Origin of the sequence: Planktothrix agardhii (assembly GCF_904830935.1) — a bacterium.
In the GTDB taxonomy this organism is placed as follows: domain Bacteria; phylum Cyanobacteriota; class Cyanobacteriia; order Cyanobacteriales; family Microcoleaceae; genus Planktothrix; species Planktothrix agardhii.
Map to the genome: position 1 here is coordinate 2,369,249 of NZ_LR882952.1, position 21,432 is coordinate 2,390,680.

Here is a 21,432-nt window from a genome sequence, read left to right on the forward strand (position 1 = left end):
AAGTTGCACTGTTAAATAAAAACTGTAAACTTCTTAACTGATAACTGTTAACTGATGACTGATTGAAGTTTTGGCTGAACTTTTTTAATTTGACTCTGGTTTTTTAAAAGGGTTTTTGTCAAAACTGCTCTGGTTAGCTAACAAATAATTAAAATTTGACTCTGGTTTTTTAAAATGGGTTTTGTCAAAACTGCTCTGATTAACTGGCTAATAAATTACGTTGTCTTAAATAGAATTGTTCTTGCAAACAGTTTTGCAGAGTTTGATCAGAAATCATAGACTTCCGCAACAGAATTTCCCCCAGTTTTTTCCCTGTATTAGCTTGTTCTTGCAAGGCGACTTGCAATTGATTCCGAGAAATAAATTGCTTTTGGAGTAAGATTGTACCCAGAACAAAAGCTGGGGGAGTTTTGGGCATCTTTTTTACTAGCTCTTCGGGATACATTAATTTTAATTCCCAAGCCAGAGCACTACTCACAATCTTCTCCAGACTGTTGAATTGAGGTTTCCAACCCAAAATCTGACGAATTTTATCCGAACAAGCAATCACACAGGCGGGGTCTCCGGCTCGTCGTTCAATTTCAATCACCGGGAATTGTCGTCCCGACATTTCTGTGACTTTTGCTAAGACTTCCTTGACACTGTACCCCTGACCATAACCACAGTTGAGAATGTGGCTTTCATTCTCGTTTTCGAGATAACGTAAGGCATCAATATGGGCGGCGGCCAAATCCTCGACGTGGATGTAGTCACGAATACCCGTACCGTCGGGGGTAGGAAAGTCTGTACCGAAGATGCTCACGGATTCCCGTCGGTTTAAGGCGGCATCTAAAGCGACTTTCAGCAGATGACTGGCTTTTTTGTTGGTTTGACCAATCTGCCCACGGTCGTCGGCTCCGGCAACGTTGAAGTACCGTAGAATTATGTACTTTAATCCAGATGCTCGACTGTAATCTTGAATCATCTGTTCACTCATCAGTTTGGAGTAACCGTAGGGATTGATGGGTGTGGTGGGGGTTGACTCCCGCACCGGGTTTTCGGCGGTTTCTCCATAAACGGCGGCGGTACTGGAAAAAACTAGCTTTTTGACTCCGTATGTTTCACAGCATTGTAGCAGGTTTAAGGTGTTACGGGTGTTGTTTCCGTAGTAAGCTAGGGGATTGGCTGTGGATTCGGGGACGGAAATGCTGGCCGCAAAGTGCAGAACCGCATCAAATTGATGTTCGGCAAATACCTGAGCTAATTTTTGCAGGTCTGCTAAATCCCCTACGACTAATTCTCCGTAAAGCACTGCTTTGGGTGATCCGGTAGAGAGGTTATCATAGACTACGATTTCGTAATCTGTTTCTCTCCCTAGTTGTTTGACGACATGGGAGCCAATATAACCGGCTCCTCCAGTGACTAATATCTTTTTACTTGTTTGCATCACAGATACCTCCTTTACTTTTAAAAGTGGTTAAGTAGTCGTAAATGAATCAACTCAGCTATGTAAAGAACTGTAAAGGTGTTTACATATCTTTACTCTTTCCTGGTTTTCACAGTTAACCTTGAGTTAAACCGACTACTTGTTCGCATCAGTGTATTTACTTAAGCTAATCATGGTTGATACTACCCGAAGATTGCAATAGTCCCAGACTAACTTTACCAATTCTTTAAGAAAAATAAGAATTAAGGGTTCTTATATGAATGTTTCATGAAAAATCAAAATTTGGCTTGATTTAACTAATGCTAGTGTGGTATAGTACCGCATATTTTTTTAAGTATGAAAATATTGGCTCTGGACTTGATCACAGCCATTTGGCTGTATACCCTGTGGACTGTTTTATTCTTGGGGTTGCCTTATAAAAGTTTTTCTAGCTCTTATCATCATCATTGGCACAGTAGAATTGTGAGTGCCTTCGCCCGAACTCTACTGGTGGTAACAGTTGGAACTTTTACGCTCAGTGCTTTCCATCTGTTCAGTTGGTTAACCTTGGTGGTATTGTATACGACATTTTTACTTGGTGTTTGGTATTATCCCCAACGTTCAAGGGCTAGGGAAAAACTAACTATATTTGTTCAGGGGTTATTGTTTTTATTCCTGGATATACTTGACCAAGGACTCCCTACGGAACAGATTTTCAAGAGTTTCTCTGTTATTTATCAGCAATATAAAAAAAGATTGTTAATGATAATCAGTGTTCAAACCATTAACAGTCCTCAAAGAAAACTCAAAATCCTAGCATTAACCGTGATCTTGAGCTTCACTTTATTACTGCGTTTTGAACACCCCCTTCTGGAAATGCGCCTAACAACTCCCGATAGTTACCAGAACTTACTCCTGACTCAGCAATTTTTAGCGGGAGACTGGGAGCAGATTAGACATCAAGTTCAATATTTACCTGTCTTCTCAGCTATAACTGCTCTGATGTCGCTGCTGGCTTCGGTCGATGCTATGCAGGTTTTCCGGTTTCTTCAACCTCTGTTTGGGTTTTTGCTGGTCTTGAGTGTCGGTTACAGTCTGCAAACTTTGACTCAAAAGAATATCGTTGCTTGGGTGGGAATGTTCAGTTTAGGAGCCTATCTATTTACCTGGTCTCCAGAAATTTCTCAACAGTTACCCCTCTGGTATCAGCAAGTTTTAGGAACTTTGATCGGAAGTTTGAACTTTTCCCTAGTTCGACAGTGGGCTACGGGTGATGAAGAAATTGCGGCGATGTTTTTAGTTCTTTCTCTGGCTTGTTTTACCAAGGTTTATATCAGAAAATTGCGCCCAACTGCGGTACTTGATACCTGTTGTTGTTTAGCAATGGTGGCGATGGCGGCACCTGTATTACTGATTCTCGCCTTGATTGGAATAGTAGGAGTCATGGGGGGCCGGATTTTAGGATTGGCTGCGGTTGCCATCTCTTGGTTATTGTTGGCTTTATTATTTGCTTTTTCTCCAGAAAAATTTGATTTTTTACGAGTTTTTCTGATTACTTTACCTGTGGGACTCAGTTTACTCATTGGCCTAGTATTTTTATTTATCAGTTGGCTTCTATTCCCAGTATTGAGAAGAAATTCAGAAATAGTTTGTTTGATTTTACTATTTTGTTTGGCTTTCAATTTCTTGCTACCACCCCCAGCTAAAATTAATTATTTGGAACATGAAATCGCTGCTCGTAAAAGCCTAGAAATTCGCACAAGATTTCCGCTCAAACGTTGGATTATTGTCGCCCCACCGGAACAACTAGCTCAAAATTATCGTGCGGGTTGGCATGAAGATTTAGCCAAATTTGTCAAACAATATTTGACCGAGGTAACTTTTGATGATTTTCAGTTTCCCTACGAAGTCCCAGATTTATTTGTATTTGTGGAAAAACAACCTCTGGCTATTAATCCTTTGAACTTGCATTTAGCCATTGCTAACTCCATTTTATCAGACCCAACCTATTTCTATTATCGTTCTTTGGCGGGGCGCACCAGTTTAGAATTTGAAGCTTTAAAATTATGTGAACTTTATCAAAAACATAATTCTGGTGCTTCTATCTATTATGAAGATGATCAACTCAGGATTTGTCATTTTGAACTCTGATTTTTTTGATTTAAGGATTGAATATAATTGACTTCTGCTTGCCAATAAGATGGTAGACTATTCCATGGGTCTTTGTCTGGACTATCGGGGCTATCATCTGTGATATAAATATATTGGATATTACGTTCTACGGCTTTGTCAATATGACTTTTCATCGTATCTACATCGGGTACGGTATGAATTAAACCGGAAAAACGTTTAGGATCATAATTATTGACATAGGGAGAAGGTTGATAGTTAGGCCATTCTTTAGAATAATTCTCGAAAATTATAGCAATATCTGCGGCGGGTTTACTTAGATAACCTTCGTCTGGATGAGTTCCTTGATTCAGTACAACGGTATCTAAATTTGGTTTAGCTTTGGTATAGTTATATATCTCTTGATAGTAGTCTAATTTATCCGCTCCACTCGCGGCTTCATCGAAAAAAATGCCCTGAAGATCGTAGTATTTACTATAAATATCAATATCGCTTTTGACTTCCTGAATATCACGCTTACCATAGTTAGTAGCAACATATCCTAAGATCGTAATATTATCTTGACGCAGATCCTTTAGACCCTTGACATAATCTTGATTGGGCGGACTTCCACCGGGGCCATTATTCGGATTAATAACTGCTGTAACGGGTACTTTTTGGGCTGCTTTGACAACTTCTGGCCAAAAATAAGTCTGGGAATTATACCAAGTTGGATAGGAATATAAGGGGATTAGCAGTTGCATTTGGGTCAGATGTTCGGGTTGTTTGGCTGAACAGACTGTTAATAAAGATGAAAACAAAAATATCACAGTCAAGGTGCTAATTTTGGCGTTAAAATTAGGCATTGGGGGAGTAAATATTTGGACAAACTATTCTTCGACGCTCTCTAACCATGCTGTCATAATTGTAGCACAAGTTGGGTGAAACTTTCAACCCCATATCCCGCAGATTTTAATATTGCCTATTCTAAGATTGCCTGATTTGCGATATACTTTTAATTATATTCAGGGGATAGGTATAGCCAGCCCTATTGGGTTGAATCTTAAAAAAATGGGTTGGATTTATTGTTGTCAATATAAATTTTGCCATTGGGCATTGTTGCTCCTTTTAACTGTGCATCCCGTAGATTTGCTCCCTCTATATCCGCGCCCCTCAAGTTAGCTCCGCGTAAATTTGCTCCTTGTAAATAGGCATTTTTTAGGTGAGCTCCGCGTAAATTTGCTCCTCGTAAATCTGCTTTCGCCAAATTAGCTTCTTGCAAATTAGCCCGTTCTAAATACGCCCCTAATAGATTAGCTCGTTCTAATTTTGCGCCTTTTAAATTGGCTTTTTGTAAATCCGTATCTTCTAAACTCGCTCCTTCTAATACCGCATCAATTAATTGAGCTTGCTTCAAGTTAGCTTGATTCAGTTTAGCATAGCCTAACTTAGCTTTTTCTAAATTGGCTTTTTCTAAATTGGCTTTTTCTAATTGTGCCAACCATAACACAGCTTCTGATAAGTTTGCATCTTTTAAATTAGCCCCATTTAGAATAGCATTTCCTAAATTAGCTTTGGTTAAATTAGCGGTTAATAAATTAGCCGATTCTAAATTAGCCGATTCTAAATTGGCTTGACGTAAATCAGCCTGTATAAATATAGTATTATTGAGTTGAGCATTTTTTAAGTTAGCTTGCCATAAATTAACCTGTTGTAAATTGGCGTTATTTAAGTTCGCTCCGATTAAATTAGCATATCCTAAATTAGCACTTGCTAGTTGACTCTCTCGTAAATCTGCCCCGGCTAAGTTGGCTCCCCGCAAATCAGAAAACCTTAAATTAGTATTATTCAAATCTGCGTTTTCTAAGTTAGCTTTCCACAAATAGGCTTCCCTTAAATTGGCTTTTTTTAAATTAGCTCCAGTTAAATTACATTCCGAACATTTTTTGGTTTTTAATACAGTTTCCTGGGGATTTAGGGGTTGATTTTTGGAAGATGATGTTGTTGAACGAGATTGTTGTGCTTGTAAACGTTGGCTCAGGCGACTATTTTCTACCCAAATCCAAATCGTAATTAATGTGCTCAAAATCGCCACAACTGGAAAAATTATATTCGCAATCGTTTTCTTCGGTAATCGGGTTAAAGCCTTGGATTTTGTGCTGAAATCCGGTGATTCTAAACTGGATAAGGGATTGGGGGAATCAAAGTGTTCTTTTGAGTTTGGTTCTAGCATTTTTCCTAATCATTCTACCCCGGTGGGTCTAGTAGATGACAATTATGTTGTACCTTTCATACCACAATTTTATACCGATGACGAGGGGGTTAAATCTCCAAACCTAGATAAATTTTATCCTAAATTAATATAATTTGTGCAATCTCTTACCAATATAGCTATAATATAATAGTTCTGATTCTGAGCTATGTCACCAGATTATTTCGATCTCAATTCCCAACAACATCGCCTCCAACTAACCATTCAAGGAACAGTCCAAGGCGTGGGGTTTCGTCCATTTATTTATCGCCTCGCAATGGAATTAAACCTAACGGGATGGATTAATAATTCTGTGTCGGGGGTGTTGATTGAAGTAGAAGGATTATGGGAAGTTTTAGAACAGTTTAAATATCGAATTTTACAGGAAAAACCGCCTCAATCTGAAATTCAAACTTTAGACATCGTTTGGTTACCTCCGGTGGGTTATTCTGAATTTGAAATACGGGTTTCTGAATCTACAAACCATCCTCAAAAAATAGCAATTATTCTACCAGATTTATCAACTTGTTCTGATTGTTTACAAGATATTTTTGATCCTGAAAATCGTCGTTATCAATACCCCTTTACTAATTGTACTAACTGTGGGCCGCGTTATTCGATTATTCGCGATTTACCCTATGACCGAAATCATACCACAATGGCAACATTTACAATGTGTTCCGATTGTCAAAATGAATATAGTCATCCTTTAAATCGTCGGTTTCACGCCCAACCTAATGCTTGTCCTGTTTGTGGGCCACAATTAGAATTATGGGATAAAAACGGTAAGGTTATTGCTAGTTTAAATCAAGCTCTAAAACAGGCGGCGGATATTATTCGTTCGGGTCAAATATTAGCATTAAAAGGTTTAGGTGGATTTCATTTAATTGTTGATGCTAGAAATGAAACCGCCGTGCAAAATTTACGTCAACGCAAACGCCGTCCCGCAAAACCTTTGGCGGTGATGTATCCTAATTTAGAACAGGTAAAACAGGATTGTTTGGTTTCGGAATTGGAAGAAAAATTATTATCTTCTCCTGCTGCTCCGATTGTTTTGTTACGTCGGATTTTTAATCAATTAAAGTCTGACCCCCCCCACCCCCCCTTGCTAAGGGGGGGAGAAGAAAACCAAACATTTCCCCCCATTACTAAGGGGGGGCTAGGGGGGGTAACTTCCCCAGAAAATCCCTATTTAGGGGTCATGTTACCCTACACACCCATCCATCATTTATTATTAGCTCAATTGAACTTTCCTATCGTCGCAACCAGTGGCAATTTTGCAAATGAACCGATTTGTATTGATGAAGCGGAAGTGGTGACTCGTCTGAATACTATCGCGGATTTCTTCTTAGTTCATAACCGCCCGATTGTTAGACCGATTGATGATTCGATTGTTAGAATTATTGCTAATCAAGAAATGGTGCTGCGTCGGGCGAGGGGTTACGCGCCGTTACCGATTTCCCTACCTGACTCTATAGGCGCAAACAGACACCCATCATATCAAACTAACCTTAGTTTATCACAGTCTGGGGATTTGTCAATAGAAAAGCCAATAAAAATTTTAGCTTTGGGCGGACATTTAAAGAGTACAATTGCGATAGCCTTCGGCTGGGCGGAGCCCATCGCATTTAATCAAAAAGCCTTCTTGAGTCAACATATTGGGGACTTAGAAAACCCCCTAGCTTTAGCAGCATTTCAAGAAGTGATTAATAGTCTGAGTAATATCTATGATTTTCAACCAAATATTATTGTTTGTGACGATCACCCCGACTATTATTCCACCCAATTTGCAGAAAATTTATCTCAACAAAATCAATATCCAATAGTCCGAGTTCAACATCATCTCGCCCACGTTTTTGCTGTCATTGCTGAACATAATTTACCACCTCCCTTGCTGGGAATTGCTTGGGATGGAACCGGATATGGACTCGATGGAACAATTTGGGGAGGAGAGTTTTTTCAAGTTACAGAAACTATAATTCAACGTATTGCTTCTTTTCGTCGGTTTCCCCTTCCGGGGGGAGATAAAGCGGTATCTGAACCTCGACGAATTGCTTTAGGATTATTATATGAATTATTGGGAAATGATCTATTTAATTCGGGGATGAATTTAGAGTTTATGGAATCTTTCAAACCCCAGGAATTAAGAATTATGCAAACGATGTTAAACCGGAAATTAAATACTCCCTTAACTTCCAGTGTGGGAAGGTTATTTGATGGAGTGGCGGCTTTATTAGGAATTTGTCAAAGGGTGAGTTTTGAAGGAGGAGCGGCTATGGCTTTAGAATTTGCCATTGATAATTTAGAAACCGATGAATATTATCTGTTTGCATGGTTAGATACCCCCCAACTCCCCTTGGAAAAGGGGGATAATATTGGTAATATGAGTTATAATTCTAGGTATTATCTTAATTGGGAACTAATAATTAAAGGGATATTAGAGGATAAAATTAACGAAAAACCGATTAATTTAATTTCGGCTAAATTTCATAATAGTTTAGTGGAAGCGGTGGTAGAAATTAGTCAGAAATTAGGCGAAAAAACTATAACTTTAAGTGGGGGATGTTTTCAGAATAAATATTTAATTGAACGCACAATATCTCGGCTTTGTCAAGAAGGATTTCAGGTTTATTGGTCACAAAAAAATCCTCCTAATGATGGAGGACTAGCCCTAGGACAAGCTGCATTTTTAATTAATCATCAACGATTTGCGCCCAATCAGGGAAAGATGGGGGAAAGTAGTTGATTTCATAATTAGAATTTTCCCATTCTTGCACCCAAAGGGGAATTTTTCCGGGTTCAGGAGTACGAGCAAATTGTCTTTCCTTGACCTCAATGATCCGAAAAATTTGCTTGAGAGTATCTCCTTTATCCAAAGCATCACAAAGCAGATCATCGAGTTCAGGATCTACCCGTTTAACCCGGGTTTTTTCATCTTCGACCCACAATAGTTTTAAAGACTCTAAATTGCGGGGACTTAACTTACTTTTAAAATAGACTCGCTTCAGGGTAGCAACCGGGTCTAAACTGCGTTCAACGCGGCGAATTTGTTGTAAACGAAGGTAATGCCATTCTGCTAATCTTAAGCGTTCTTCAGGACTAATTAACTGTTTGCTAGTGGCGTGTCTCAACCCATATTTCGCTTGAGAACAGCCTAAATTTGCTAACAGATGAATTAACTCTCGTTCTTTCGGTGTCGCCTGTCGTCGAACGATCGTATTAGTTGATACGCGACGTTTTTTGGTTTCTGTTTCCATTTGTCTACCAGCCCATTACAAGGGATAAAATTTCAACTCAACTCATACAGTCCTAGATGATTTTTGATGTGTAAGCACCATTTTCCGTGAATCAGGGGCTACAAGCATCCTCAGACTCACGGATGGGGTTGTAGACAAACGGTATGGACTTGATGACATTCAAACTCAATGGGGTTAGGGTGTCAAGTCGAATGGGAATCTATTATTTTCGTCCATAGACTATTACTATATTTAATCATAGCCCACCGGGTCAGGATTTTTTTACCCCTAGTTAATGCTTTGTGAAAGTTAATATCTAGGATGGAGGAAGAATTGATCCGGAATTTTATTATAATTAGGAATTTATGAAATAATAACTTCCAAGGTTGAGGATGCACTTATGCGGCTACAGGCTTTGGATGTATTTCGGGGAATTGCGATCGCCAGTATGATATTAGTCAATAATCCGGGTAGTTGGAATTATGTCTATCCTTGGCTGGATCATGCGGAATGGAATGGCTGTACTCCGACGGATTTAGTATTTCCCTTTTTTCTATTTATTGTCGGGGTAGCCATGGCTTTTTCTTTGTCTAAATATACCCAAGAATATCGAGCGCCAGAAACAATTGTTCCTAAATCAATTTATCTACAAATTGCTCGACGGTCTGGGATATTATTTTTATTAGGATTACTCCTAAATGGATTCCCTTATTATAATCTCGCCGAAATTAGAATTATGGGGGTTTTACAACGGATTGGGGTAGCTTATTTTTTAGCTGCGATCGCAATTTTTTACCTCTCCAGAAAAGGATTATGGGCACTCTGTGGCGGGATTTTATTAGGCTATTATATTCTGATGCAATTCGTTCTTGTTCCGGGTTATGGAATCGGAAACCTCACCCCGGAAGGAAATTTTGCCGCCTATATTGATCGCCTAATTTTAGGTCAAAAACATTTGTGGAAAGGAGGATTTTATGATCCCGAAGGACTCTTTAGTACCTTTCCCGCCGTGGTTACGGTTATATTAGGTTATTTAACCGGAAATTGGATTAGAAAACAACCAATTAGAACTGATACCAGTGCCAGTTTAGTTGTATTTGGAATTAGTTGTTTTGTGATTGGTTATTTATGGGCGGAATTGTTTCCCCTGAATAAATCCCTGTGGACAAGTTCCTTTGTAATAGTTACCGTGGGTTGGTCATTAATACTACTCGCATTCTGTTATGAAACCATCGAAGTCCAAGGGTGGAAAAAATGGGGATTTCCCTTTAAAGTTATGGGATTAAACGCCCTAACAATATTTGTGGCTTCTGGTTTTGTCGGGAGAATTTTAAATTTAATTAAAATTGGCGATTCTCCCCAGGCCCCCAGCGCGAAAACTTGGCTGTATGAAACCCTATTCCAGTCGGGGTTCGGGGCGATGAATGGATCTCTAGCCTTTGCGATCGCTACCCTAATATTTTGGTGGCTAGTATCCTATTTGATGTACCGTCAGGAATGGTTTGTGAAAGTTTGAAACCCGAAATCGCTACAATATCAAAGAATGACCATTAGCAGCAAAATGTTATGATCCCAACCGTTATTGAACAATCGGGTCGTGGCGAAAGAGCCTTTGATATCTATTCTCGGCTATTACGCGATCGAATTATTTTCCTCGGACAACAGGTAACAGCCGATTTAGCTAACTTAATTGTGGCCCAGATGCTGTTCCTCGATGCTGAAGACCCAGAAAAAGATATCTACCTCTACATCAACTCCCCAGGAGGTTCGGTGTCGGCGGGTTTAGGGATTTTTGACACCATGAACCACATCCGCCCCGATGTTTCCACTATTTGTCTGGGTTTAGCCGCTAGTATGGGGGCGTTTCTGTTGAGTGCGGGGGCCAAGGGTAAACGGATGAGTCTTCCCCATTCGCGGATTATGATCCACCAACCGTTAGGGGGCGCCCAAGGACAGGCGACGGATATTGAGATTCAGGCCAGGGAAATTTTGTATATAAAAAAACGCCTGAATCAACATTTAGCCGACCACACGGGTCAGCCCCTATCCCGCATTGAAGACGACACAGAACGGGATTTCTTCATGTCGGCGGAAGAATCTATGCACTACGGTTTAATTGACCAAGTAATTAACCGTCGTCCCTCGGCGGCTAATCCGGTTGCGAGTTAATCAATTTTGAAGTTGTCCTCCCGTCTGGGAGGCGCTTTAAATTGTTAGAATTTTTTAAAATAACGGATTCCCAAAAATCATTGATCCCAGGGAAAAATCCTAATGATTCAACAACGACCATCCCAAACCCAAACCACGATTATTTATTCGGATACTGACGGTCAACCAATGGCTGATAATACCCGACAATTTCAATGGATTGTTACCATCAAGGAAAATTTAGATCTATTATTTGCTGACAATTCTAATGTATTTGTAGCGGGGGATTTACTCTGGTATCCCATTGAAGGAAATAATACGATTCGTCGCGCCCCGGATGTTATGGTGGTTTTTGGTCGCCCCAAGGGTTATCGAGGTTCCTATCAACAATGGCAAGAAGATAATATCCCACCCCAAGTGGTATTTGAGATTCTTTCCCCTGGAAATACAATTAAAGAAATGGCGGCTAAACTGCAATTTTATCAATGGTATGGTGTGGAGGAATATTATCTTTATGATCCTGAAAAAGTGGATTTTGCCGGGTGGCAAATAATGGATGGAAAATTAACAATTATTGAAGAAATTCAAGGTTGGGTAAGTCCCCGTTTAGGAGTTCGTTTTGAAATGGCTGAAGAATTACAAATTTTTACCCCCACGGCAGAACGGTTTTTAACCTTTGTAGAATTGGGGCAAAAATTACAACAGGAAAAGCGACGGGCTGAACAAGCAGAAGCTCGATTAAAAGCCTTAGAAGAACGGTTGAAAAGTTTAGGAGTTGATCCGAATCTTTGAATCAGGACAAGGGGGAATGGCTACTGAACTAACCACAACCGATCTAAGTAATTAATCCGGGCGGAGGGACTCAAGGCGGTTAAGACCTGTTCTCCGTAACTGCGATGTAAGACCCGACTATCAAATAGGGCTACAACCCCCTGACTATCCCGCACCGTAGCAACGGCCCGTTGGAGTTCACTTAATGCTTGGGGTAATAAATAAAACCGAAACCAATCCAGATGTCGTTGTTTATAGTAGGCGACCTGTCCGGCAACTAAAGGATCTTCTAAAGAAGGAATAGGTAAGGTAGCGATCGCTAATAAATGGGGTGAAGGTAAACGGCCATGATGTTGTCGCCAAAACTCCCAACCCGTCACTAAAACAGCATTTTCCGGCAAATCCGTGGTTTCTACCCGTACCCGAGAACCAAATTCCGCCGCCATCGCTGTACTGACTTGGGCTTTTAACGGAACATCTCCAATTAATAAAACACTGAATCCTTGTACTGATAAGCTTATATATAAAATATTATAAAGCTCTTTAATCAAAGTCAATTGATACTGAGGAGTATTGGGTAAAGGAAAACCCGATGGGATATAAAGTTGGATCAGTTGGCTTTGTCGATCTGGGGTAAATTTCACCCCGGTAATTTCTCCGAGTCCCACCGCTTGGCGATAAATCGGAGCCTGTTTGTCTAAATCCAAAGCTCCTCCAATCAAAACCACGGGCTGTTGGGGCCAGATAGGGCCTAACTCCGATGCCACATCCACCGGGCCACAAAACAGAGAAAAGGTTCCCAATATCCGATCCACCACGGCCCATTTTAACTGTCCAGGTCGTTGCCAACGTTGCCAAAACCCCTGCCATTCAGACAACTGGGGATCGATAACTCCATACAGTTGCTCAATCATTTCCTGTTCTGGATTGTCCAAAACATAGCATTGATAGGGATTAGGGGGATGTTGGAACAAAATCCGAGTTAGGTGTATCCGGGTATCTCGAATGGTTTCCCCCTGTTCGGGTTGCTGTTCCATGAGATGATTCCAGTCCTGGGGATGCAAACTAACCGTTAGGGTTTGGCGTGTCCAGGTTTCCAAATCATCGACCCCATCAATCACAGTCAGGACTTGCTGAGGAAAGTTGTGATCATCCCTGAAGCGACTGGATAACCAAGCTGAAGGTGTTGTTAATAAAACCCCGGAAAAGCTATCATCAGGCCAGGAATCCCCTCGGAGAATGGGTTTATTGGCAATTAGATCAGGATGGTTAAGGGTTTCTGGATTAATCCAGGGTTGTAAATTTAGTCGTTGGAGTTCGTCCAAAATCCCATCGGGCGCCACCACAATTACCGATTGATGCCAGACTAATAATGGTATCCAGTAACTCAACCGATAGGAATGATGATCGTGGCTGGGGGGAATCCCCGTTTGAATTAAAGCATCCCGTCCCAAACGTAACGCCCTAGCCACTATGCGGGCCATCGTCAGATGATGGGGCCACAGGGCTTCGGTTTTGGACTTGAGCAGGTTTCGCAGTAAGTTATGGACTTCAACTTCTATCAAATTCGTTCAAAAATACAAACAGTAATGGTTAGATTCATCCTCAATTACTAAGATAATCAAAACTTTCGATAAAATCAATCACTTCTTTAAAATCGGGTAGATTAGATTGACGGGAATTGAGAGTTAAATCGGCATCGGTTTGACGACTAGATAGGTCATCAAATCGTTTACCAAAATTAGCATTATTATGAACCATTAAACTTTGTTGACTGCTATTTTTTAATAGGGTTTGAGTGGCGGATTTAAAAAATATAGACCGAGAATCACTTTGACTTTCTTTAACTAAGAGTTTAAATTCATTCGCCTTAACAATAACTTGATTCATGGCAGTTAAAATTTGAATTTTTCGATTTTTTCCTAAATTTTCTTCTTAGATTCAAAATCCAACGGAGCATCCACAAAAATTTGCACCAAGGGAAGACTTTGATTAAAAAACTTTTTCAGGGTTTCGGGATTAAAATTTACAACATGAGTATGATCTCCATGGGGGCTTAAATCAATCCATTCACATTTAAGATCTTCGGCTTTTAAACTAAATCTATGAACATTATAAAGTTTGGCTCCGGTTAAGGTAGCTCCCGATAAATCCGCCCCTACCCAGTCCGATTGAATTAAATTCGCTTTAATCCGGCTTAAATTATTTTCATTCAGGTTAATTCCACTAAAATCCCGCTCCCCTTCTTGATATTTTTTAACAATTTGGTAGACTTTTACTAATTCACTTTCAATCATAATAGTAATCCTTTAACCCTAATTAAATGAATGATTATTGATTCTCTAGTTATGGCTTAAACACTGTTTAATTGCGGTTTCGATATCCATGCCTTCTAACTCTCCAAATTAGTGAGGTTGATTATAGAAAATTATAACAAAATGGGGTAGAATTTATCTACCTATAAAAAGGGTGAAATTGCTCTAAGAATATTAGTTCAAACCTTAAACAATCGTTTTTAAATTCCAGTTAATGCTGAATAGTTTAATCACCGATTAACCAGCTTTAACTAAACTTGACAAAAATATTCTAAAATTGAGCTTTAAGTGATAGATTCACTAACGCTTTTCCCTAATAATTTGAGTGGAGTCTTTATCTATGAATATTGGTATTATTGGATTGGGTTTAATTGGCGGATCACTCGGTTTAGATTTATATAGTCATCGACAACAAACCCAAACCCAAATTCACAAATCTGACTCCGCGACATCTCCACCCCCATCCTATCGCATTCTGGGTATCAGTCTTAAACAAAAAACCTGCGAGGTTGCTGTTGAACGCGGGGTTGTGGATGAAGCTAGTGTGGATTTATCTTTGATGGGTCAAGCTGACGTTATTTTTATTTGTACCCCTATTGCTGCGATCGCTCCCACCATTATAGAATTAATTCCCCATTTACAACCCCATACTATTTTAACCGATGTGGGTTCTGTGAAAAAACCAATTGTAGAAACTTGTTCCGCCCTATGGCCGAATTTTGTCGGGGGACATCCGATGGCGGGGAATACGGAAACCGGAATTAACGCAGCCCAACATGATTTATTCATTAATAAACCCTATGTAATTACACCGACTAGCAACACCCCCACCGAATCAATTAAAATTGTAGAATCAATTGTAAATTTATTACAAGCTAAAATCTACCATTGTCAACCAGAAGAACATGATCGGGCCGTAGCTTGGATTTCCCATTTACCTGTAATTATTAGTGGTAGTTTAATTGCGGCTTTAAGATTAGAAAATAATCCCGATGTTGATCTATTAGCCCACTATTTTGCTAGTTCAGGATTTAGGGATACCAGTCGGGTCGGGGGGGGAAATCCAGAATTAGGATTAATGATGGCAAAATATAATCGGGAAGCCCTATTGCGATCGCTCAAATCCTACAAACAAACCCTAGATCAAATCACCAATTATATTGAACAAGAAGACTGGCAAACCCTAGACAAACAGTTAAATCAAAATCATTCAGATCGACTAAAATTCCACTTCTAACCCGTAGTGAGTCCTTCAGGACTCTCTTATTATATTTATTATATTTTCCCTCAAAAACGATGATTAACAACTAAATCCCATAACCTTTGCGGTAACTGAATCAAATGGTCTAATAATTCCTGGGGCCCAATTCCAAATACCAGTTGTAAAATTAATACAATAACTGCGATCGCAATTGCTGTACTAACACTGGCTTTCAACACCTGAACTACCCAGGTAAACACTAACCAAGCCACCAATAGGGAAGCTAATAAAATAATTAATTCAACCATGATAAATTAAATTTGTAGAATAGGGAATTTGAGCATTTTGTTAAAGTATCCATATATAAAACTCTAATAGTTACCATTATAATTGGCTAAATCACCGGTTATCTCCTTGGAAGCGAGAACAGTCAGAGTTGAGATTTGTTAAAGTATCCATTGTATAACCTCTGATTTTTAGGGTTTTAGTATTAAGTTAGTGCAAAAACCAGGTTTCTTATTTTATTTCTCGGAATTTGATCCTTGAGTAAGCTAGACTATAATAGACATATCCAAAAATTTCAATCAAACTCTTATAGAATAATGGTTTGAGGTTAATTTTATTTCCCTAGAGGTTAAAACATGGCTAAAATTAAAGGTCAGGTCAAATGGTTCAACGACTCAAAAGGCTTTGGTTTCATTACCCCCGATGATGGCTCTAAAGATATTTTTGTACACCACTCGGCTATTCAAAGCAATGGCTTTAAAACCCTAACTGAGGGCCAGAAAGTGGAATTTGAGATCCAACAGGGTCAAAAAGGCCCCTCCGCAATGAATGTGATCCTTTTATGAGAGTTGATCACGATCTTTCTTCAGATAATTCCCTCCTGTAATCGCTCTATAAAATTGGCGATCGCATGGTTATTGTAATCATCATTCCCTAGAGGTCAAAACATGGCTAAACTGACAGGTAAAGTCAAATGGTTCAACGAGTCCAAAGGCTTTGGTTTCATCACTCCCTCTGATGGCTCGAAAGATGTTTTTGTACATTTCTCGGCTATTCAAAGCAATACTTTTAAAACTCTGGCTGAAAACCAGGAAGTAGCATTTGAGATCGAACAGGGTCAAAAAGGCCCCTCCGCAGTGAATGTGATTGTCTTATAAGACTTGATTACGGTCTCTCTTTAAATAATTCCCTCGTGCGATCGCCGATTTTGTAAAGCGATCGCTTTTTGATCATGGTAGCTCCTGCAAACAGAAAGCAAGATAGTTTCCAAGCCTATTACACTAATTGTCATCATATTACTTCCTATATGGTAGGACTTTTGGAATGTGATTCTAATTTGTCTGTGCTTGAACCTTGTGCGGGTGAGGGTGTATTTATTGACGAGTTATTTAAACAGGAATTAACTCCAGAAATTACCGCCTATGAGTTAAATATTGATTCTGTAAATAAGTTAAATTTTAAATACAATAAATTAACAAATATTGAGATTATACATCAAGATTTTATACTGGTAAACACCAACAAAAAATTCGATATTATAAAGTTATTAATAAGCAAAAAGCCAGATTTCAGAACTCCCAATTTTATTTCCGTCAGGGAATCGCTGTACCAATGATATCATCTTCTGCAATTACGGGAGCATTGATTGATGGAAGATTATTTGATCAGTCTATGTCTAATATTATTAATGATCAAGATTTGCAAGAATTAAATCAATACTTTTATGAGGTATATGGTGCTAAAATATCTGAATAAAAGCGATATATAGCATTTATCAGTGGTATTTTTACTTTGACGAGGGCTAAGCATCATTTACCTGCTTGAAAAATCTCTAAAGCTGTCAAATTTAAGTCTGGAAAAATCAGTGATTCAATGCGTTGATTTTCTCGAAATTGGTGGAGTTGATACTCTCCTTCAACAAGCTGGTAGACGGAAATAGTAGGTCGTTTAGGATTTCCGATAAATCTTCTTCCTCCTAATCCTAAATAATCTATAATCCAGTATTCATAAATGCCCAAAATCTCGTATTCTTCTAGTTTTAAAGCATAATCATCACTCCAATTAGTTGAAACAACTTCAACCACCAATGGTACAGAACTTCCTTGAGTAATAACCGATTCTTTTTCCCATCGAGGATTATCTATAACCCGTCCTTCATCAATTACAATCACATCAGGTTCATATCCAGACTGATCACGAGCAGATTTAATCACGCTTTCTTTAGGAATAAAATAAGGAAGTTTTAATCGTCTAATTTCAAAGTTAAGTTCAGCAATCAAAAAACCTGCAACCCGTGAATGTTTACCTGTGGGTTTAGGCATTTCTACAATTTCTCCGTTGTGTAATTCGTAGTGATATTCCGATCTTTCTGGATACCCAGCGATAAATTCATCAAATGTTACGGTTGTAGATATTGCTTGAATCATAAGCTATTTTTTATTAGGAATTATTAAGATTATAGCATTTTCTACACAAAATCATACGGGTTTTTATCACAAATCATTTAGGATTACTGTATCATTGTTTAGAATTAAGAATTAATCCTTGATAGACTTGAATCATTTGTTGAGCGATCGCATCCCAACTATAATAATTTAGAGCATAATTTTGAGCATTTAAACCTCGCAGTTGACGTTCTTGGGAATTTTTTAATGCGGTTTCAATTAAACTTGAAATTTCATCAATATTGCCATTTCCTACCCAACCTCCTTGGGCTTTTTCCACATCTTCCCAAATATAAATTCCCTTAGAAATTATTACCGGAGTTCCCACGGCCATCGCTTCGGCCACTGCAATTCCAAAATTTTCATAATAGGACGGTAAGACAAATAAATCAGCTATTTTTAATAAAGCTGTTTTGATTTCTCCAGTTGCAAACCCTGGGATAATAGTTTTTTCGCCTAAAGGAGATTGTTGAATTTGTTGTTTAATTTTAGCCTCATATTCGGGATCTTGGGGATTAGATCCTGCTAAAATAAATTGAAATTCTAATCCGGCTTTTAAGACTTTTTCTAAAGCGGGAATTAAAATATCGAGTCCTTTTTTGGGTTCAATTCGAGATAAAAATAAAATAATTGGAATATTTGGCTTGATTTCTAAATGGGATAAAATTGCTTGGGGAGTTTGGGTTAATTCGGGTAAGGTGACGCCTAAAGGAATCACTAAATCGTTGGTTTTGACTCCAAATCGTTCAGATATTCTAGCTTCTTCTTGACTGGTAAAATGAATCGCTGCTGCCCCGGCAAGATTAGGGCGTTCTAATAATGCGGCATAGATTTTTTTTAACTGTTTTTTCTTGTTTAAATCGGCGGGGTCAAGGGTTCCTAACGGGCGTAAAATATAGGGTAATTTTTGATAACGGGCTACGGTTGCCGCCGCCGAAGTTACGGGAGAAAACAAGGCATGAATATGGGCTAAATCATATTCAGAGGCGTGTTTTTTTAGCCACTTTAATAAATCTAAAGAAAATTTATAACGACGAAAGGGAGAACAGGGAAAATAGCGAATTTGATAACCCTTTTCCTGTAGGGGAATATCCAAAGGAACATCTAAGGGCGGTTGTCCCCGATCGCCATTAGAATTAGTGGTTAAAACCGTCACCTCAACTCCTAGTTTTCCTAACGCTGAAGATAGACCCCGGATCATTTGACTGGGGCCACCATATACTAAAGAAATTGAAGGAACAATTTGCAAAATTTTCATAATTCAGTGCGCTGCGTGAATATACAGTTTAACTGATAACTCTTAAACTGATAACTGATAACTGATAACTGATAACTGTTAACTGATGACCGCGATCGCATCGGGAATTTCTTTTTCGACTCGACGTAAACGAGGCATTTGATAGGCAATTAAAGCGGCTACAATATTGAGGATACCAATTAACATAAATAATAACCCACTTCCTCGTCCCGCGCCGACTCCAATAATTTGACCGATACTATCTGCTAAAAGTCCACCGGGTTTCATCATGGGTTCTAATACTCGATCGGCTAAGGGCCCAACGGTTAAATGGGATAGAATTAAAAGCGATCGCTCAACAACACTTTGTAAAGAAAATATCCGTCCTTGTAATTCAAAGGGGATTTTAGATTGCCAAATTGTATGGTTACTACTAACAATAAAGGGACGGGCAAATAAATAACCAAATCCTCCAATTCCAGCCAAGAAAACCGAAGGTCTAAACCCGCCTAAACAAAGACATAAACCCTGTAAACCGACTAACCATAAAATTGCTTTAATTCGGTTTTTAGGGCCGCCCCAAACACTGACAGCGAGGCTTCCGAGGAGCATTCCACAACCGCTAATTGATAAAATCAATCCTAATTCTTTACTGCTGGCAAAGGTTAAGACCACCGGCCAGAATAAAATAGCAAGCATTCCTTCTGTAAAGTAAGTTATTGCAAAAAAGCTTAATAATTTTTTTAAACCGGGACGGATGAGAATATAATTCCAGGCGGACAGATTTTCTTGCCAAAGTCGTTTAAAGTTTAGGGGTTGTTGTTGAGATTTTGAAGGTTCTACTTTAGGAAAACGTACAATTAATAAGGTAATTAACCCTAAAATAAAGGTTCCTGAATCAATAATTAAAATCGAACCAATGCCAATACTACTAACTAAAATTCCTGCAACAGTTGGGCCAGAAATTTTAGCGATCGCCCTAGAAACTTGTACCATGCCATTAGCACGATTTAAGTCATTGCGGGGAACTAATTGGGGAATGGAGGCCATATAAGCGGGCCATTGGAAGGCGCCTGAGATGGAACTCACGCACACCGCAACGTAAATATGCCAAACTTCTAAACGGTTGGAAAATACCAAACCCATTAAAATTAGCGTTCCGACCGCCGCAATAATATCATTAATAATCATCGCGCCGCGACGACTCGAACGGTCTACAATAGCCCCTGCGAGGGGGGAAATCAACAGGTTAGGAAGATGAATACAAACAGAAATCAGGGCAAACTGGGTAATGGAACCTGTGGTTTGATACACCCAAACCCCCAAGGCAAATTCGGTTAAGCTGGAACCAAACATAGAAACAATTTGTCCCAACCAAACCAGCAAAAAAGTCGGCATACGTTCTTTGTCCCACAGTTTCATCAGTTATAGCTTGCCTATATTAAGTATTGTAAAGAGCATTTGTCAATCGAGGTCTTCGCCATGACTTGCTAATTCTGTTATCTTAAAATCCAATCCGGTCTTTTTTGGTTAGTCTCAATTATTCAGAAATAGTCTGTACAAATTCAATATTAATCAAATTCATGGGTAAATTAAATATCATCTGCTACCCCTATTTTTAAAGAAACAATTACTATCAAGGAGGATTCGGCCTAATTCAAGCAATTGAGGATTCAATTACCTTAGAAATTAAACCTCTAACAGTATTAATGGGACTTAAACAAATTTCAAGCCCAAACTATCTTTCTAAGTTGCGAATACGTCCTAATTTTCCAGGACTTACGCAAATTTGGGGATGTAACCCTAAATGTAGGGGTAATTCTAATAATTTCTGGGATTAAACTTCAACATATTCGGATATAGCCACAGGTTCAGGAATCGGTAAACCTTCGATTTCTAACCCTTCCAGATGAAAAATAATCGCTTCTCTAATTTCTGTTTCAATTTCTTCTATGGTGTAACCTGTCGCCACACATCCGGGCAAATCTGGAACATAAGCAGAATAGTTCATAGCCGCTTTTTCAATAACAATTGCATAACGTTTCATGGGTTAATTTCTCCTAAAATTTAAAGATTAATTTGAGCTTGTTTAATAATACTGTTTAATGTTCCTGGTGCTAAATCATCTGATAGTTTACCAGGAACCGTGACCAGACCAGATTTTACAGGATGTTTAAATTGTCGGTGGCTTCCTCTAGTCCTTGCTAAATACCAACCTTCTTCTTCTAATCGTTTAATAATATCTTTTACTTTCATCCTAATGCCTTTTCTTTTAATAGTATATCATTTATATTTGCATCTTTCAACCC

At 38.9% G+C, this 21,432-nt stretch carries 23 protein-coding genes; 10 read left to right on the top strand and 13 right to left on the bottom strand.

Features of this window, described 5'->3' with window-relative positions; all coding sequences use genetic code 11:
* Positions 1–199: 199 nt before the first annotated feature.
* Entirely contained in the window at positions 200–1,426 is a 1,227-nt protein-coding gene (gene galE / locus NMG88_RS11020) for a UDP-glucose 4-epimerase GalE (RefSeq protein ID WP_227358057.1), read from the bottom strand.
* Between the two features lie 336 nt (positions 1,427–1,762).
* Here galE and NMG88_RS11025 point away from each other — a divergent pair, with 336 nt between their 5' ends.
* Entirely contained in the window at positions 1,763–3,556 is a 1,794-nt protein-coding gene (locus NMG88_RS11025) for a hypothetical protein (protein ID WP_227350941.1), read from the top strand.
* On the opposite strand, the gene NMG88_RS11030 is transcribed toward NMG88_RS11025, so the two are convergent.
* A complete protein-coding gene (locus tag NMG88_RS11030; RefSeq protein WP_227350940.1) occupies positions 3,541–4,335 on the bottom strand; it encodes a spherulation-specific family 4 protein in 795 nt (264 codons plus the stop codon). The genes NMG88_RS11025 and NMG88_RS11030 overlap by 16 nt on opposite strands.
* Before the next feature lie 242 nt (positions 4,336–4,577).
* On the bottom strand, positions 4,578–5,747 hold the full coding sequence (locus NMG88_RS11035) for a pentapeptide repeat-containing protein (RefSeq protein ID WP_052369633.1): 1,170 nt from the start codon (positions 5,745–5,747) through the stop codon (positions 4,578–4,580).
* Positions 5,748–5,934: 187 nt separating this feature from the next.
* On the opposite strand from NMG88_RS11035, the gene NMG88_RS11040 reads away from it, so the two are divergent.
* On the top strand, positions 5,935–8,511 hold the full coding sequence (locus NMG88_RS11040) for a carbamoyltransferase HypF (protein ID WP_254035421.1): 2,577 nt from the start codon (positions 5,935–5,937) through the stop codon (positions 8,509–8,511).
* On the opposite strand, the gene NMG88_RS11045 is transcribed toward NMG88_RS11040, so the two are convergent.
* Positions 8,459–9,022, bottom strand: a complete 564-nt coding sequence (locus NMG88_RS11045; protein WP_026788446.1) for a hypothetical protein — start codon at positions 9,020–9,022, stop codon at positions 8,459–8,461. The two genes, NMG88_RS11040 and NMG88_RS11045, sit on opposite strands and share 53 nt — an antisense overlap.
* Positions 9,023–9,401: 379 nt before the next feature.
* On the opposite strand from NMG88_RS11045, the gene NMG88_RS11050 reads away from it, so the two are divergent.
* The 3 genes from NMG88_RS11050 to NMG88_RS11060 all read left to right on the top strand — a co-directional run bounded on the left by NMG88_RS11050 (position 9,402) and on the right by NMG88_RS11060 (position 11,941).
* The gene (locus tag NMG88_RS11050) at positions 9,402–10,517 is read left to right on the top strand and encodes an acyltransferase family protein (RefSeq protein ID WP_227350938.1); all 1,116 of its coding nucleotides are present in this window, start codon (positions 9,402–9,404) and stop codon (positions 10,515–10,517) included.
* Between the two features lie 50 nt (positions 10,518–10,567).
* Complete coding sequence (clpP, locus tag NMG88_RS11055) at positions 10,568–11,170, top strand: ATP-dependent Clp endopeptidase proteolytic subunit ClpP (RefSeq protein ID WP_026788444.1); 603 nt, start codon at positions 10,568–10,570, stop codon at positions 11,168–11,170.
* Between the two features lie 102 nt (positions 11,171–11,272).
* The gene (locus tag NMG88_RS11060; protein WP_042155291.1) at positions 11,273–11,941 is read left to right on the top strand and encodes a Uma2 family endonuclease; all 669 of its coding nucleotides are present in this window, start codon (positions 11,273–11,275) and stop codon (positions 11,939–11,941) included.
* A gap of 20 nt (positions 11,942–11,961) precedes the next feature.
* Here NMG88_RS11060 and NMG88_RS11065 read toward each other — a convergent pair whose 3' ends face one another.
* The 3 genes from NMG88_RS11065 to NMG88_RS11075 are packed head-to-tail and all read right to left on the bottom strand — an operon-like array spanning position 11,962 to position 14,217.
* Entirely contained in the window at positions 11,962–13,485 is a 1,524-nt protein-coding gene (locus NMG88_RS11065) for a helicase C-terminal domain-containing protein (RefSeq protein WP_042155289.1), read from the bottom strand.
* Between the two features lie 40 nt (positions 13,486–13,525).
* Positions 13,526–13,810, bottom strand: a complete 285-nt coding sequence (locus tag NMG88_RS11070; protein ID WP_042155286.1) for a hypothetical protein — start codon at positions 13,808–13,810, stop codon at positions 13,526–13,528.
* 32 nt (positions 13,811–13,842) lie between these two features.
* Entirely contained in the window at positions 13,843–14,217 is a 375-nt protein-coding gene (locus NMG88_RS11075) for a pentapeptide repeat-containing protein (protein WP_042155284.1), read from the bottom strand.
* 358 nt (positions 14,218–14,575) lie between these two features.
* Between NMG88_RS11075 and NMG88_RS11080 the strand changes: the two genes are divergently transcribed.
* Positions 14,576–15,472, top strand: coding sequence for a prephenate/arogenate dehydrogenase (locus tag NMG88_RS11080; protein ID WP_042155282.1), 897 nt, complete (start codon positions 14,576–14,578; stop codon positions 15,470–15,472).
* A 50-nt stretch (positions 15,473–15,522) separates the two neighbouring features.
* On the opposite strand, the gene NMG88_RS11085 is transcribed toward NMG88_RS11080, so the two are convergent.
* Positions 15,523–15,744, bottom strand: coding sequence for a hypothetical protein (locus tag NMG88_RS11085; RefSeq protein ID WP_264477060.1), 222 nt, complete (start codon positions 15,742–15,744; stop codon positions 15,523–15,525).
* 333 nt (positions 15,745–16,077) lie between these two features.
* Here NMG88_RS11085 and cspE (NMG88_RS11090) point away from each other — a divergent pair, with 333 nt between their 5' ends.
* The 4 genes from cspE (NMG88_RS11090) to NMG88_RS11105 all read left to right on the top strand — a co-directional run bounded on the left by cspE (NMG88_RS11090) (position 16,078) and on the right by NMG88_RS11105 (position 17,197).
* The gene (cspE, locus tag NMG88_RS11090; RefSeq protein WP_026788437.1) at positions 16,078–16,287 is read left to right on the top strand and encodes a transcription antiterminator/RNA stability regulator CspE; all 210 of its coding nucleotides are present in this window, start codon (positions 16,078–16,080) and stop codon (positions 16,285–16,287) included.
* 102 nt (positions 16,288–16,389) lie between these two features.
* On the top strand, positions 16,390–16,599 hold the full coding sequence (cspE, locus tag NMG88_RS11095) for a transcription antiterminator/RNA stability regulator CspE (protein ID WP_042155280.1): 210 nt from the start codon (positions 16,390–16,392) through the stop codon (positions 16,597–16,599).
* Positions 16,600–16,673: 74 nt separating this feature from the next.
* Positions 16,674–17,057: an rRNA adenine N-6-methyltransferase family protein gene (locus NMG88_RS11100; RefSeq protein WP_235752253.1), complete on the top strand. Its 384-nt coding sequence runs from the start codon at positions 16,674–16,676 to the stop codon at positions 17,055–17,057.
* The gene (locus NMG88_RS11105; protein WP_227365234.1) at positions 17,054–17,197 is read left to right on the top strand and encodes a hypothetical protein; all 144 of its coding nucleotides are present in this window, start codon (positions 17,054–17,056) and stop codon (positions 17,195–17,197) included. Before NMG88_RS11100 ends, NMG88_RS11105 begins: the two co-directional genes overlap by 4 nt.
* Before the next feature lie 53 nt (positions 17,198–17,250).
* Here the strand turns inward: NMG88_RS11105 and NMG88_RS11110 are convergent, their stop codons facing one another.
* From NMG88_RS11110 to NMG88_RS11130, 5 genes are all read right to left on the bottom strand, one after another.
* Positions 17,251–17,868, bottom strand: a complete 618-nt coding sequence (locus NMG88_RS11110; protein ID WP_042155276.1) for a Uma2 family endonuclease — start codon at positions 17,866–17,868, stop codon at positions 17,251–17,253.
* Positions 17,869–17,959: 91 nt separating this feature from the next.
* On the bottom strand, positions 17,960–19,144 hold the full coding sequence (gene hpsP / locus NMG88_RS11115) for a hormogonium polysaccharide biosynthesis glycosyltransferase HpsP (RefSeq protein ID WP_227365237.1): 1,185 nt from the start codon (positions 19,142–19,144) through the stop codon (positions 17,960–17,962).
* Between the two features lie 78 nt (positions 19,145–19,222).
* Entirely contained in the window at positions 19,223–20,545 is a 1,323-nt protein-coding gene (locus NMG88_RS11120; protein WP_227358056.1) for an MFS transporter, read from the bottom strand.
* Between the two features lie 415 nt (positions 20,546–20,960).
* Positions 20,961–21,170 carry a type II toxin-antitoxin system HicB family antitoxin gene (locus tag NMG88_RS11125; protein ID WP_227397926.1) on the bottom strand — a complete coding sequence of 70 codons (210 nt, stop codon included), beginning with the start codon at positions 21,168–21,170 and terminating at the stop codon, positions 20,961–20,963.
* Between the two features lie 20 nt (positions 21,171–21,190).
* Positions 21,191–21,379, bottom strand: a complete 189-nt coding sequence (locus tag NMG88_RS11130; protein WP_227381380.1) for a type II toxin-antitoxin system HicA family toxin — start codon at positions 21,377–21,379, stop codon at positions 21,191–21,193.
* Between the last annotated feature and the right edge of the window lie 53 nt (positions 21,380–21,432).

What these genes read in the sequence shown, in the direction of transcription:
- NMG88_RS11035 (WP_052369633.1), bottom strand. Translation starts at nt 5,747, where the DNA reads ATGCTAGAACCAAACTCAAAAGAACACTTTGATTCCCCCAATCCCTTA.
- NMG88_RS11040 (WP_254035421.1), top strand. Translation starts at nt 5,935, where the DNA reads ATGTCACCAGATTATTTCGATCTCAATTCCCAACAACATCGCCTCCAA.
- NMG88_RS11100 (WP_235752253.1), top strand. Translation starts at nt 16,674, where the DNA reads ATGGTAGCTCCTGCAAACAGAAAGCAAGATAGTTTCCAAGCCTATTAC.
- NMG88_RS11105 (WP_227365234.1), top strand. Translation starts at nt 17,054, where the DNA reads ATGATATCATCTTCTGCAATTACGGGAGCATTGATTGATGGAAGATTA.
- galE (WP_227358057.1), bottom strand. Translation starts at nt 1,426, where the DNA reads ATGCAAACAAGTAAAAAGATATTAGTCACTGGAGGAGCCGGTTATATT.
- NMG88_RS11125 (WP_227397926.1), bottom strand. Translation starts at nt 21,170, where the DNA reads ATGAAACGTTATGCAATTGTTATTGAAAAAGCGGCTATGAACTATTCT.
- NMG88_RS11050 (WP_227350938.1), top strand. Translation starts at nt 9,402, where the DNA reads ATGCGGCTACAGGCTTTGGATGTATTTCGGGGAATTGCGATCGCCAGT.
- NMG88_RS11070 (WP_042155286.1), bottom strand. Translation starts at nt 13,810, where the DNA reads ATGAATCAAGTTATTGTTAAGGCGAATGAATTTAAACTCTTAGTTAAA.
- NMG88_RS11045 (WP_026788446.1), bottom strand. Translation starts at nt 9,022, where the DNA reads ATGGAAACAGAAACCAAAAAACGTCGCGTATCAACTAATACGATCGTT.
- NMG88_RS11130 (WP_227381380.1), bottom strand. Translation starts at nt 21,379, where the DNA reads ATGAAAGTAAAAGATATTATTAAACGATTAGAAGAAGAAGGTTGGTAT.
- cspE (WP_026788437.1), top strand. Translation starts at nt 16,078, where the DNA reads ATGGCTAAAATTAAAGGTCAGGTCAAATGGTTCAACGACTCAAAAGGC.
- NMG88_RS11025 (WP_227350941.1), top strand. Translation starts at nt 1,763, where the DNA reads ATGAAAATATTGGCTCTGGACTTGATCACAGCCATTTGGCTGTATACC.
- cspE (WP_042155280.1), top strand. Translation starts at nt 16,390, where the DNA reads ATGGCTAAACTGACAGGTAAAGTCAAATGGTTCAACGAGTCCAAAGGC.
- NMG88_RS11110 (WP_042155276.1), bottom strand. Translation starts at nt 17,868, where the DNA reads ATGATTCAAGCAATATCTACAACCGTAACATTTGATGAATTTATCGCT.
- NMG88_RS11075 (WP_042155284.1), bottom strand. Translation starts at nt 14,217, where the DNA reads ATGATTGAAAGTGAATTAGTAAAAGTCTACCAAATTGTTAAAAAATAT.
- clpP (WP_026788444.1), top strand. Translation starts at nt 10,568, where the DNA reads ATGATCCCAACCGTTATTGAACAATCGGGTCGTGGCGAAAGAGCCTTT.
- NMG88_RS11120 (WP_227358056.1), bottom strand. Translation starts at nt 20,545, where the DNA reads ATGAAACTGTGGGACAAAGAACGTATGCCGACTTTTTTGCTGGTTTGG.
- hpsP (WP_227365237.1), bottom strand. Translation starts at nt 19,144, where the DNA reads ATGAAAATTTTGCAAATTGTTCCTTCAATTTCTTTAGTATATGGTGGC.
- NMG88_RS11085 (WP_264477060.1), bottom strand. Translation starts at nt 15,744, where the DNA reads ATGGTTGAATTAATTATTTTATTAGCTTCCCTATTGGTGGCTTGGTTA.
- NMG88_RS11080 (WP_042155282.1), top strand. Translation starts at nt 14,576, where the DNA reads ATGAATATTGGTATTATTGGATTGGGTTTAATTGGCGGATCACTCGGT.
- NMG88_RS11060 (WP_042155291.1), top strand. Translation starts at nt 11,273, where the DNA reads ATGATTCAACAACGACCATCCCAAACCCAAACCACGATTATTTATTCG.